The 12,847-nt window shown below is 56.8% G+C and carries 9 protein-coding genes, 1 tRNA gene and 1 riboswitch; of the genes, 8 read left to right on the top strand and 2 right to left on the bottom strand.

Annotated elements, in window-relative coordinates:
• The first annotated feature begins 26 nt into the window (after positions 1-26).
• The 6 genes from CSTAT_RS04375 (at position 27) to CSTAT_RS04400 (ending at position 5,132) form a co-directional block, all read left to right on the top strand.
• A complete protein-coding gene (locus CSTAT_RS04375; RefSeq protein WP_075722610.1) occupies positions 27-1,037 on the top strand; it encodes an alpha/beta fold hydrolase in 1,011 nt (336 codons plus the stop codon).
• A gap of 53 nt (positions 1,038-1,090) precedes the next feature.
• Positions 1,091-1,203, top strand: a riboswitch (TPP riboswitch).
• Complete coding sequence (locus CSTAT_RS04380; RefSeq protein WP_075722611.1) at positions 1,198-1,890, top strand: thiamine phosphate synthase; 693 nt, start codon at positions 1,198-1,200, stop codon at positions 1,888-1,890. Its footprint overlaps the riboswitch before it by 6 nt.
• A complete protein-coding gene (gene thiO / locus CSTAT_RS04385) occupies positions 1,887-3,020 on the top strand; it encodes a glycine oxidase ThiO (RefSeq protein WP_075722612.1) in 1,134 nt (377 codons plus the stop codon). The genes CSTAT_RS04380 and thiO overlap by 4 nt, the downstream gene beginning before the upstream one ends.
• A 19-nt stretch (positions 3,021-3,039) precedes the next feature.
• Positions 3,040-3,237 (top strand): sulfur carrier protein ThiS, encoded by a 198-nt coding sequence (gene thiS / locus CSTAT_RS04390; protein WP_075722613.1) that lies wholly within the window; start codon positions 3,040-3,042, stop codon positions 3,235-3,237.
• Positions 3,238-3,240: 3 nt separating this feature from the next.
• Positions 3,241-4,023, top strand: coding sequence for a thiazole synthase (locus CSTAT_RS04395; RefSeq protein WP_066838215.1), 783 nt, complete (start codon positions 3,241-3,243; stop codon positions 4,021-4,023).
• Positions 4,020-5,132, top strand: coding sequence for a ThiF family adenylyltransferase (locus CSTAT_RS04400; protein ID WP_419186551.1), 1,113 nt, complete (start codon positions 4,020-4,022; stop codon positions 5,130-5,132). The genes CSTAT_RS04395 and CSTAT_RS04400 overlap by 4 nt, the downstream gene beginning before the upstream one ends.
• Before the next feature lie 337 nt (positions 5,133-5,469).
• Here CSTAT_RS04400 and aceE read toward each other — a convergent pair whose 3' ends face one another.
• Positions 5,470-8,232 carry a pyruvate dehydrogenase (acetyl-transferring), homodimeric type gene (gene aceE / locus CSTAT_RS04405; RefSeq protein WP_075722615.1) on the bottom strand — a complete coding sequence of 921 codons (2,763 nt, stop codon included), beginning with the start codon at positions 8,230-8,232 and terminating at the stop codon, positions 5,470-5,472.
• Between the two features lie 274 nt (positions 8,233-8,506).
• Here aceE and CSTAT_RS04410 point away from each other — a divergent pair, with 274 nt between their 5' ends.
• Entirely contained in the window at positions 8,507-8,926 is a 420-nt protein-coding gene (locus tag CSTAT_RS04410; RefSeq protein WP_066793022.1) for a DUF3052 domain-containing protein, read from the top strand.
• A 109-nt stretch (positions 8,927-9,035) separates the two neighbouring features.
• A tRNA-Val gene (locus CSTAT_RS04415) sits at positions 9,036-9,108 on the top strand.
• A gap of 772 nt (positions 9,109-9,880) precedes the next feature.
• On the opposite strand, the gene CSTAT_RS04425 is transcribed toward CSTAT_RS04415, so the two are convergent.
• Positions 9,881-12,049: a catalase gene (locus CSTAT_RS04425; RefSeq protein WP_075722617.1), complete on the bottom strand. Its 2,169-nt coding sequence runs from the start codon at positions 12,047-12,049 to the stop codon at positions 9,881-9,883.
• Positions 12,050-12,847 lie beyond the last annotated feature (798 nt).

Raw genomic sequence — 12,847 nt, forward strand, 5'->3', positions numbered from 1 at the left:
GTCTAGCTTCTACAATGGATGTCCATATGTATCAACGAAATAGGATTGCGGCGGGGTTTCGCGGGCAGCGCCGGAAAAACCGTTCCGCGCAGCGCCTTGTGTATCAGCGATTGCATGATCATGAAACATCACCTGGGCTGCGAAATCTTGATGCCACTGGGGAAGTGGACAATGATGGTGTAGATATCGCATGGTTTGAGGTGGGCAATCCCGATGCCGATGTCACGGTGGTTTTTATCCACGGATATTGCCTCTCCTCGGAGGCGTGGTGTGACCAGGTAGAGCATCTGCGTCCTCGTAGCGACGTTCGCAGTTTGCTTGTCGATGTCCGCGGTCACGGACTTTCTTCTCGCGTCGCGGCGAAATCCTGCACCATTGATGGTGCGGCCGATGACGTGCTCGCTGTGATTTTAGAGCGATTGCCGAAAAACGGCGGGCGCATCGTGGTAGTGGGGCATTCTTTGGGCGGGATGATCGCGCTGAATCTGATTCGCCGTGCTCCTGAGGATATTTTTGAGCGTATTTTCGGCGCTTTGCTGATTTCGACGTCGATGCGTCGGTTCTCCGATAAAGGTGTAACCCGCATCTTGCAATCTAAGCTCGCGAAGTCGTTATATTCAGCCATCGATCGCGTGCCGGATAAATTCAACCGCATTCGTTTTGCAGCCGCGCAAGTTATAGCTCCCACCATCGCCGCGCTAGTTGCGGGCTTTCCACAAATGGAGCGTTTGCAATTCCACGCCGCCATGTTGCTGGACACACCTTTGGCGAGCTTCGTCGGTTATTTTGATGACTTGACTGAGCATGAAGAATTCGCTGCTCAAGACTGTTTACAAAAAATTCGAGGGCAAGCGGTGATTGGTTCCATGGATATCGTCACGCCCATGAGTCAGTCAGAGCTTATCAGCGAGAAGTGGGGCAACGGCGATCTCAAAGTTATTGAGGGATCTGGTCACATGGTGATTTTGGAAGAACCGGGGCAAATCTCGCAGGCTTTAGACGAAGTGCTTGCCGAAGTCTCGCCCCGGCTTCCCTAGGAATTTCCTTAGGCCTTGTTGACAAAACTAGTTTCTCGCGCTTGACTGGTTTCCAATACCTCAACGGGTGCCCAATGCATTGGGCTGAGATGAACGCTGACGCAGCGTTGGACCGTTTGAACCTGTCTGGTTAACACCGTCGAAGGAAGCGAGGACATCGGTGAACTATCCTGCCCACCTTGATTTACGCTGCTATGTAGTTACTGGTTCAGGCACAGACGATGACATTGTGGCAACTGCTGCTAGGGCCGCCGCGGGTGGCGCTGGAGTCATCCAAGTCCGGTCCAAACCGATTACTGCCGCGCGCCTTTTGGGCTTGGCGGAAAAAGTAGCATTGGCGGTCGCCGAGGTAAACCCTGATGCAAAGACACTTATCGATGACCGCGTCGACACCGCTGCTATTTTAATGCGCCGCGGGATTCCCATTTACGGCGTGCACGTTGGCCAAGAAGATATCCCAGTTGCAGCAGTACGCGAGCTGCTTGGACCCGATGCGATTATCGGGCTGACCACGGGAACAGCAGACCTTATTCGGCAAGCCAATGCCTATGCGGACATCCTCGATTATGTCGGCGCTGGGCCTTTCCGTCCCACGCCGACCAAAGACTCGGGGCGCAAACCTATTGGGCTTTCCGGCTACCCGGAATTGGTGGAACTTTCACAGCTGCCGATCGTTGCCATTGGCGACGTCCAGCCGACAGATGTGCGTGACCTTGCAGCGACAGGTATCTCGGGAGTGGCCATGGTGCGTGCTTTTAGCGAAGCACATAAAACCGGCTCGGCCACGCAAGTTGCCGAGCAAGTAATTGCCGATTTCAAGGTTGGAGCGCAAGCAATGGGGGTGCGAGCGTGAGCCGGCACGCGGTAGTGATCGGCGGCGGCATCATTGGGCTTGCGACCTGCTTTGAATTCCAAGAAGCAGGTTTTGAGGTCACGCTCATTGACCCCGATCCGATTTCCGGAGCCACGCATCACGCCGGCGGCATGCTGGCTCCCACGGCGGAGGTGCAGTACCAGCAGCATGAGCTCGTGCCGCTCATGCGCGAGTCTGCCCAGCTGTACCCAGACTTAATCCGACGCGTTGGCCAGCACACCGATTTGCCGACCGGTTATCGCACCGAAGGCACGCTGCTTATCGGTGCCGATAGAGCAGACGGGCAACATCTCACTGAGCTCATCGAATATATGAAAGCAGCGGACCTGGACATTGAGCCGCTGACTACTCGCCACGCACGGCAGCTCGAGCCAGGACTATCGCCACGCATTGTGAAAGTTGCTGCTATCGACGGGGACCACCAACTTGACCCGCGTCTCTTTGCGCGCGCTCTTTATGACGCAGTGCTTTCTCGCGGCGCACAGCACATTCGCGAGGCCGTTGAAACCATCACACCGCAGGCCGTGGGACTGACATCGGGCAAGCGCGTTGCGGTGGAATCCACGGGCGTCGTTGTCCTAGCCGCTGGTTTAGGGGCTGCAAAAATCACGGGCTGGTTCGATGGAGAGCATCCTTTGCAGCTCCGCCCTGTCTACGGCGATATTGTGCGCGTGCGGGTGCCGGAAGCGCTGCAGCCGCTGACCAACTGCGTTATCCGCGGATTCGTGGAAGATCGGCCCATCTATGTCATCCCGCGTGATGATGGCACCGTCACCATCGGCGCCACCAGCCGCGAAGATTCGCCGCACCCACGCACTTCTGCCATCCATGACCTTCTGCGTGATGCGATTCGCGTGGTGCCGGGAATAGAAGAAACTGAATTTCTAGAAGCCACCTGCGGTGCGCGTCCGGGCACCCCGGACGATTTGCCGTACTTGGGTTTGGTGCGCGAGGGCCTGATTATTTCGACTGGGTATTTCCGCCATGGCATTTTGCTGGCAGCTTTAGGCGCGAAATCCGCGGTGGAGCTTGCCACCGGTCAGGAGGCATCGACAAGCGTTGCGGCATGTAACCCTTTTCGGCACGCAGCAAGCACAATCAACGTCTAATTTTTCAAGGAGATTTTTAGTGATTACCTTTAATTTCAATGGCGAGATGGTTGAAACTCAGCCGCAGAGTATCGAGCAGTTCATAAATGAGCGCATCGGTAGCGATAAAGGCGTAGCGGTCGCTGTGGGCGGGGCAGTGGTTCCACGCTCGCAGTGGGACAGGGATATCCAGCCCGGCGATGCCGTTGACGTTCTTACTGCAGTACAAGGCGGCTAGAACGTGTTAACAATTGCGGATAAAACCTTCGCCTCGCATTTGGTGATGGGAACCGGTGGGGCAACTTCGCAGGCGCTGCTGGAAGAATCTTTGGTCGCGAGCCACACCGAGCTCACGACTGTCGCCATGCGCCGTCATCGCGCCACTACCGGTGCGGGCGAGTCCATCTTTGAGATGCTGCGCAGGCTCAACATCGACCTGCTGCCCAATACCGCTGGCTGCCGCACGGCTCGCGATGCTGTACTGACGGCACAGCTCGCGCGCGAAGCCTTGGGCACCTCGTGGGTAAAAGTAGAAGTCATCGCTGATGAGCACACGCTTTTACCCGATACCACCGAGCTTCTCGAAGCCTGCGAGCTGCTGATTAATGATGGCTTCACGGTTCTGGCCTATACCTCGGATGATCCCGTGGTGGCATCACGTTTGGAAGATGTCGGGGTCGCGGCAGTGATGCCTTTGGGCTCACCGATTGGCACCGGCTTAGGCATTTTGAATCCGCATAATATTGAGCTGATCTGCTCTCGTGCTTCTGTGCCAATTCTGCTCGATGCCGGCGTCGGCACTGCGTCCGATGCCGCCCTTGCGATGGAACTGGGATGCGACGGGGTGCTGCTGGCCTCTGCAATTAACCGCGCGCAAGACCCCGTTGCGATGGCCACCGCGATGTACCACGCGGTTGAGGCAGGCCGCCTGGCTGCCACGGCCGGAAGGATTCCGAAGCGGGAGCACGCGGTGGCATCGTCAAGCTTTGATGGCCTGGCAACCTGGTCAGAGCAGGTGCTGTGATGGCCCTGCCTGATTATGAACTACGCCGCATCGCCCGGCACTTGGCCCTGCCCGGATTTGGGCTGGAACAACAAAAACGCCTTCACAATGCGCATGTTTTAGTCATCGGCGCCGGCGGATTGGGATGTCCGTTGATGCAATCTTTGGCATCGGCAGGCGTTGGCACGATTACGGTGATTGATGATGACACCGTGGATATCACCAATATCCACCGCCAGATTCTTTTCGGCGCGGATGATGTGGGCAAGCTGAAAGTCGAAGTTGCTGCGCAGCGCCTAGAAGAACTCCAACCTGGTATTACCGTCAACGCTTTAGCTCAGCGTCTTAACACGGACAATGCTGTGGAGCTGGTGGGTTCTGTTGACCTGGTACTCGATGGCTCTGATTCTTTTAGCACCAAATACCTGGTGGCTGATGCAGCGGAGATAACCGGCACGCCATTGATTTGGGCAACGGTGCTGCGCTTTCATGGCGACCTGGCGCTATTTCACTCCGGCCCGAACTTCCGCGGCGTCGGTCTGCGCGACCTCTTCCCCGACCAACCTGATGCCAACTCCGTGCCCGATTGCGCGACCGCCGGCGTGCTCGGCGCAACCACGGCGACCATGGGTGCCTTGATGGCAACCCATGCCATTGGATACTTAAGCGGGATTGGCGCAACGGAACCGGGGGAAATACTCAGCTATGATGCTTTTCCGCCGATGACGCGAACCTTTAAAGTAGCTGCTGACCCGGAGCGGCCTTTGGCCACTGAGCTACTTCGCACCTACGGCGCCGCGGAGAGCCAAGCCTGCGCTTTAACAACGCGCGCTGCAGAACTGCTTGGCCAAGCTCGGCGCGGGGAATGCATCGCCGTAGATATTCGCGAACCACACGAAGTAATGCTGGCTGATTTACCGGCAGAGATTACAACGCAGAAGCTGCCGTTGAGCTCCATCAACTCCGACGATGAGGTAGCTGACTTCTTCTCCCAACTAGGAGACAGCCAGGTCTTGGTTTACTGCGCGGCCGGACAGCGCAGCAAAAACTTCGTGGAACGCTACCAAGCGGTTGCTCAGCGCACCGGGGTTGTTCTAGAAAGCCTGCCTGGTGGTGTCAACGGGCTATAGCGGCGGTTTTAGAAGGCGTTGTCATCGAAGCTCCAGTGCGTTGCTGGTTGGCCTTCGACCACGGTGAGGCGGCCCCGGTTCTTAGATTTCAATTATTTTCACAATTATAGAGCAAGCTTTCTGGGCGGAAAAGCTATGCGATTGCAGTGTTCGTTTGCGTGAGCATATTCGGCCGACGGAACCGCCGGTAGACAAAGCCTTGGCGTTGATATTTCAAATTCCGTCGTACGGCGAAAAGCAAAGCGCCTGTGCTTCTAAAGGAGAAGCACAGGCGCTTTTTCGCTATTCGACGATTGTGCAGCAGCCACGAGGGACTATCGTGTCGAATATGAGAGCCTTAGTCGATGGCAGGAGCCTCGGTGGTATCTACCGTTGCGGTTGGGTCATCAAGCTTGAGGTCCTTAGCAGCCTTTTCAACTACTGAACGCTCAACCTTGCCATCGCGAGCCAAGCCTTCTAGTACAGCAACGACCACAGACTCAGCATCCGAATTGAAGAAACGACGAGCCGCAGCGCGGGTATCGGCGAAGCCGAAGCCGTCGGTACCCAAAGCAACATAGGTGCCAGGGACGTACGGACGAATCTGCTCGTGCAGGTCGGAGACGAAGTCGGAAACGCCGACGAACGGGCCTTCGACAGATTCCAGCTGCTTGGTCACAAATGGCTTTGCTGGCTCAGCGCCGTGCTGCAAAGCTTCCTTGTTCAAGCGCTTACCTTCACGCGCCAGCTCAACCCAAGAAGTGACAGAGAAGAGGTTAGTCTTCACACCGTATTCCTCATCCAGAATCTTCTGCGCACGCAGGGACTCGTGGACACCGACACCGGAGGCCAAGATGTTGGCTTCCAAGTCGCCATTGCCGACAGTGTTGAATTGGTAGATGCCGCGGTGCAGGCCTTCGACATCCAGGTTCTCTGGCTCTGCTGGCTGGTGTACAGGCTCGTTGTACACAGTGAGGTAGTACATGACACTCTCACCATTTTCACCGTACATACGGTCAATACCACGTGTAACCAGGTGTGCAATCTCGTAGCCGAAAGCTGGGTCGTATTGCAGAACCGAAGGGTTGGTCGACGCCAAGACAGGGGAGTGTCCATCCATGTGCTGCAGGCCCTCACCGGTCAGGGTGGTGCGGCCAGCGGTTGCTCCGATGATGAAGCCACGTGCCATCTGGTCTGCAGCTGCCCAGAATGCGTCGCCGGTGCGCTGGAAACCGAACATCGAGTAGAAGATGTACAGCGGAATCATTGGCTCACCGTGGGTGGCATATGAGGTTGCTGCCGCGGTGAACGATGCCACAGCACCAGCTTCCGAAATGCCTTCGTGCATAATCTGGCCATCGGTTGCCTCGCGGTAGCTCAGCATCAAGTCGTGGTCGACTGGCACGTAGTTTTGGCCACGTGGATTCCAAATCTTCAAGGTTGGGAACCAGGAGTCCATACCGAAGGTACGAGCCTCATCCGGGATGATTGGAACTACGCGCTTGCCCAGTTCCTTATCACGCATGACTTCCTTGAACGTACGAACCAAAGCCATGGTGGTAGCAACTTCTTGCTTACCAGAGCCCTTGCGAACGCTCTTGAGCTTATCGATGCTCGGTGCCTGCAATGGAGTGAAGTTAACACGACGCTCCGGCAGGAAGCCGCCGAGTTCTTTACGACGTTCCAGCATGTACTTAATTTCTGGCGCATCATTGCCAGGGTGGTAGTACGGAGGAACCGCTGGGTCCTTCTCCAAAGCCTCATCGGAGATTGGAATGCCCTGCTTATCGCGGAAGCTCTTGAGGTCTTCCAAGGTTAGCTTCTTCATCTGGTGGGTCGCGTTGCGGCCCTCGAAGTTGTGGCCCAGACCGTAGCCTTTAATGGTAAAGGCCAAGATGACGGTTGGCTTGCCGGTGCCCTTGTTTTCCATGACGTGGTTGTAGGCAGCGTAAATCTTGCGGTAGTCGTGACCACCGCGGCGTAGCGCCCAAATCTCGTCATCGGTCATGTCTTCAACCAGCTTCAAGGTTCGCTCATCGCGACCGAAGAACTCCTTGCGCACATATGCGCCGTCGTTAGCCTTGAAGGTTTGGTAGTCACCATCAGAAGTGGTGTTCATGATGTGGACAAGTGCGCCATCCTTGTCTGCTTCGAGCAGCTTGTCCCATGCGCGACCCCATACGATCTTGGTGACGTCCCAGCCAGCGCCGCGGAAGAAGGACTCCAGCTCCTGGATAATCTGGGTGTTACCACGTACAGGGCCGTCAAGACGCTGCAAGTTACAGTTAATAACAAAGGTCAGGTTGTCCAGCTCGTAGAGCGTTGCCTGGTGGATAGCGCCGCGTGATTCTGGTTCATCCATCTCACCGTCGCCCAAGAATGCCCAGACGTGCTGATCGGAGGTATCCTTAATACCGCGCATCTGCAAGTACTTGTTAAAGCGTGCTTGGTAGATAGCGTTGATTGGGCCTAAGCCCATGGATACGGTTGGAAATTCCCAGAACCATTCCATGCCATGTGGGTGAGGGTAGGAAGGCAGGCCATTGCCTGGGCCACGGGAGACTTCCTGGCGGAAACCGTCGAGGTCATTTTCATCCAAACGGCCTTCCATGAAAGCACGTGCATACACACCTGGGGAAGCGTGGCCCTGGAAGAAGACCTGGTCGCCGCCTGATGGATCGTCTTTGCCGCGGAAGAAGTGGTTGAAACCAACTTCATATAGCGGCGCCGCACCCGCGTAGGTGGAAATGTGTCCACCGACGCCAATGCCCGGACGCTGTCCACGGTGCACCATGACTGCAGCGTTCCAGCGGATCCAACGACGGTAACGCTTTTCCAGTTCCTCATCGCCAGGGAACTCTGGTTCCATGGTGGTAGGGATGGTGTTAACAAAGTCGCTGGACGTGAGTGAAGGAAGGGGCACGCGCTTTGCGGTTGCGCGCTCCAAGAGGCGCAGCATCAGAAAGCGTGCCCGCTCGGTGGATGTTTCATCCAGCAAGCCATCGAGCGATTCCAGCCACTCTTTAGTTTCCTCTGGGTCACTGTCGTGCAGGTACGAGGCAACGCCGTCGCGAATGAGTGGGAAATTGGAATCGCCCTGTAGGGCATCCTTTTCAGCCATTCCATGAACCTCCTGGTTAGGTAAAAATGTTTTGTTCTCCACGATACTCGCAAGTAGGTTACATCGTCGAAAAGTGGTGTGCTTAATCACTAAATATGTCGCGCATTTCACTGTAACTGCGCACGGGTTTGGCGTCAGCCTCTAGCTAAAATCGCAGCAATCGATTAACTTTTGGTTGTGTAAGTGAGAAATCTTGCATCTTTAAAGGTAAGGTGCAATGCAATTGCGAAATGATTTCGTAACTTGTTTTCAATACTAAAGGAGGAATACCACGGTGGCTGACGCTACTGGCGTAACCAAAAACTATGCATCCACGCTCGGCATTACTGAGGGCATGATTGCGCTCGAGACTGGCTGGGACGAAGACTGCGATCCTGCAATCTCTGAAGCTGTTGAGGCTGTTCTGGGAGAAGACTTTCTAGAAGAAGAGACTGATGAGCTCGTTGACGTGGTTGTCATGTGGTGGCGCGAAGATGACGGCGATCTCGTGGACGGCTTGGTTGACGCCCTCCGCCCATTGGGTGATGGTGGCACCATTTGGCTGTTGACTCCTGGTGCAGGAAAACGTGGAACTATTGCTCCAGGTGAAATTTCCGAATCCGCACAATTGGCAGGCCTCGTCCAGACCACCGCAGAGCGTCTCGGTGATTGGCAGGGCAGCTGCTTGGTCGCGCGCGGCGCGATGAAGAAGTAAGAATTAGCCGAAAACACCTTCCAGCCAGGCGATTTGTTTAAGTTAGAAGGTGTGGCTAGTATTCTAAGAGTGCTCATGAGGAAGCGGAAAGCTTTTAAGAGAGCATGATGCGGCTTTAGCTCAGCTGGAAGAGCAACTGGTTTACACCCAGTAGGTCGGGGGTTCGATCCCCTCAGGCCGCACAATTTGAAATCTCGAGACATCCGTTCTACTCACGGTGTCTCGAGATTTTCTTCTTCTGGGGGTTTATTTCGAGGTTGTGGGTCAGCTTCGGTGGATAGATTTGGAAAGCATCTACTGGCGGCGTCAAGTTCGTATTTTCCCAGATTACGCGAGCGTGTGGGTCTATGGCGGTGATGTCGTTGGCGAGGCAAACGAGGACGGCTTCAGGGCCGCCGTGTCTTTCGCCGACGTAGAGCTTTTCGGGCTTACCTTCGTAGTGGAATGTGATTTTCCTTCATTGCCTACTTTGTCTTGATGTAGAAGGTTGTCGGTACCCGTCGAGAAACAGTTGTAGGCCTAGTGTGGTGCGCGACCTTTTAGTGGTCGGGGCGTTTGTTGTTGGAGGAGTTGATGAGCGTGGAGACCTAGTGGTTTAGCCCGCCGACGATTGGGCTCGAAGATGATGGCTGTGCAGACCAGGGTGCGGCGGGAGTGGGCCTCGGCGACGGCCACAATTGGGACGTATCATTTGTGCGGGTGCTCGGGCGTAGTGATATCGGGGCAGAGGAGCGTGGAGTTGAAGTATGCGCTTGATGGTACGTGCGGTGTTCTTCCCGCACTACCGAGTTATCCGTCTCGGTGCACCGATTTAACAATGAAACGTAATGTTAGGTGCCAGAAACGTGAGGCTTCCATTTGCACACGACCATTCGTTGTAGCCTTGGCGAAAAGAAACCGCGGCGCCCTTCAAGACACTGGTCTGTCGGGGGCCGCGGGCTCAATGGTTACTGACTAGCGCTCCCAGACGCGGTGGGAAGCGAGCAGCTCCTCTACCGGCGCAGCCGCCTCGGAGGGAGATGCGACGGCCACGATTCCGGGCTGCTTGACGGCCACACCGGCTGTGTCAAGTGCGGCGGGGGCGTCGTCGCCTGCCAGTACGATTGCCTTCTTGTGCCGCTCGAATTCACCTAACATTGTGGTCACCTCTGGGATAGCAGGCGGGTTTACCACTACGACAGCATCAAACTCAACGGATCGCGCAGTGAGGTACGTGCGGGAGACTGACACTTCTTCGCCGTCAAGGGTGATCGTGCCGCCCTTTGTGGAAACGACCATAGGGATGGTGCCGGCGTCAAAAAGCTCGTTGAGGAGCGAGCCAACTCCCTTCAGTGCTTTCTCCGGACTAACTAGGACCGCTACCTGACGGCCGTCGACAGGCCAAGCCCCGCCCACCTGGGACAGCACGGGCGACGGGCTGACGTCCGCGAGTTCCTGCGGTTGCGGGTGTGGCAGACCTAGGTTGTCTGCGACTGTTTCGGCTAGCCCTTGGTCCACGTGAGCAAGGACGTCGAGGTAGCGCAGCTTGATCGACTCCTCGTAGCATTTGCCCAGTTCGAAGGAGAATGCCTGGGCGAGATGCTGCTGCTCTACTTCGCTGAGCGAGACGTAGAACATGCGAGGTTGAGAGAAGTGGTCCTCGAAGGACGCCGGATTATCCCGGGTAATGTGGCCCTCGACAGGGCGCGGCACGTCGATCAACGCACCCTCGGAGACCGTGGCCTCGGTCGGGTTGCCGGCATCGAGGCTGTTCGGCTTGTAAGGGGCGACGCCCGTGTGGGCGCCCTGTTGGTACATGCCGTCGCGCAGGTTGTCGTTGACTGGGGCGTGGGGACGGTTGATGGGGAGCTGACCGAAGTTCGGCCCGCCCAGGCGGCTGATTTGAGTGTCCAGGTAAGAGAACAGGCGTCCCTGAAGCAGCGGATCGTTGGTGACGTCGATGCCTGGAACCAAGTGCCCCGGGTGGAACGCGATCTGTTCAGTTTCCTCGAAAAAATTGCCAGGATTCTTGTTCAGGGTCAGGGTGCCGATGATCTCAACGGGCGCGAGCTCCTCAGGAACAATCTTCGTCGGGTCCAAAAGATCGATGCCTTCGAACATCTCCTCCTTTGTATCCGGGAAAACCTGGACGCCAAGGTCCCATTGGGGGAACGCGCCAGCCTCGATGGCATCGGCGAGGTCGCGGCGATGGAAATCAGGATCCACACCGCCAGTGATCTGTGCTTCCTCCCATACCTGGGAGTGGACACCGAGACGCGGCTTGAAGTGGAACTTTACCAGGGTGGTCTCCCCGGCATCGTTGATCAGACGGAAGGTATGGACACCGAAGCCCTCCATCGTGCGGTAGGAACGAGGGATTCCACGATCCGACATGTTCCAGAACGTGTGGTGCGTGGCCTCGGTGTGCAGGCCTACGAAGTCCCAGAACGTGTCATGCGCGCTCTGCGCCTGGGGGATCTCCCGGTCTGGGTGCGGCTTGGCAGCGTGGATGACGTCCGGGAACTTGATGCCGTCTTGGATGAAGAAGACGGGGATGTTGTTTCCCACTAGGTCCCAAGTGCCCTCGTCGGTGTAGAACTTCACGCCCCAGCCGCGCGTGTCGCGCACGGTGTCGGCAGATCCGCGGGAGCCGAGCACGGTGGAAAAACGCACGAAGACGGGGGTCTCTTTGCCCTCGGCGAACACTCCGGCCTTGGAGATCGCAGAGGCGTTACCGTTGGCTACGAACACGCCGTGGGCGCCTGCGCCGCGAGCGTGGACCACGCGCTCCGGGATGCGCTCGTGGTCGAAGTGGGTGATCTTCTCGCGGAAGTGGTGGTCCTGCATGAGTAGGGGACCGCGCTCACCCGCACGCAGCGAATGGCTGGTTTCGCTCACCCGGGCGCCCTGGGCGGTGGTGAGGTACTCGCCTTGTTGTGCGCGGGGGTCAGGGTCGCCCGCACCGATGTGGAAAGGGCAGCCAGTAGGCGAGTAAGCGGCCGGGGAAGCCTGCGCATCCGTCCGATTTGGGGGAGCGGTGGGTGTGCTCGGCTCGGGAACCTGGGGGGTGTGGCCGCCTGGGGTGCCGGGGGCCGTGTCGCCTTGTGGGGATGCGGCGGGTTGAGAGGACTCGTTCGTGGTCATTACCTGCTCCTATTCGAGATGGGTGATGTACCTCTCAATACTAGGCACGTCTTAAGGCCGTGTATAGAGCAAACGAAAATCGGGGGCATCTTGCGGGGAAACGAAAGGGGAGACTAATCTGCGACATTAGGATGAAATTGCGTGGTCTCGCTCAGCGTTGAAGCGACCGCACTCACTAGCACAACAGGAATTTCTCCCGCTTCACGAAAGGTCACGGGGGTGATTCCAGAAATGGAAGCGCTGAAAAGGCCGGCGCGTTTCATGGAAATGTCTTGGGGGTTTGCTCCATGTGGGTAGAGGAAAGAACCTGGAGCAGGACAATGAAATCTGCCCGGACAGACAAGACCGCTTTGACCTGACCGGCACTAGGCACAGCAAGCCCGCCGCGATGGTCCCCTCTCTCGAAGATCGGCCAGAAGATTTAGCCGCTGAAGGCGCCAATTTGAGCCACGGACACCGGAAGCCGAGACAACAAACAATCGCTCTAGGAGGCATCGGCTTTTTCACTGTGGAACGCGGCCTAAAATGACCTGGGATGTTTCGGTTGATAGTCGAACGCCGCAATCGTTCTTTGCACACTAAGCTCTTGGGCAAGACGTAAAGAAGGCCTGTGAAAGCGGTTTCAGTACCTCCCGTAGCTATCGCGAATCCACGACGTGCGGCTCAGCTCACGTAGTTAACGGGTTGTCCGTTTTGTTAGAGCACACCGGCGTGATCCTGGCTGAACACTCGAGCATCACTGGGGTCGGCACAATGTGGCAATTTCTTCGCCTGGACCGAGTAAACCGCGACTTTAAG

The organism is Corynebacterium stationis (assembly GCF_001941345.1).
In the GTDB taxonomy this organism is placed as follows: domain Bacteria; phylum Actinomycetota; class Actinomycetes; order Mycobacteriales; family Mycobacteriaceae; genus Corynebacterium; species Corynebacterium stationis.

Excerpts from the sequence above, each read along its gene's own strand:
- CSTAT_RS04375 (WP_075722610.1), top strand. The coding sequence starts at position 27 with ATGTATCAACGAAATAGGATTGCGGCGGGGTTTCGCGGGCAGCGCCGG.
- aceE (WP_075722615.1), bottom strand. The coding sequence starts at position 8,232 with ATGGCTGAAAAGGATGCCCTACAGGGCGATTCCAATTTCCCACTCATT.
- CSTAT_RS04425 (WP_075722617.1), bottom strand. The coding sequence starts at position 12,049 with ATGACCACGAACGAGTCCTCTCAACCCGCCGCATCCCCACAAGGCGAC.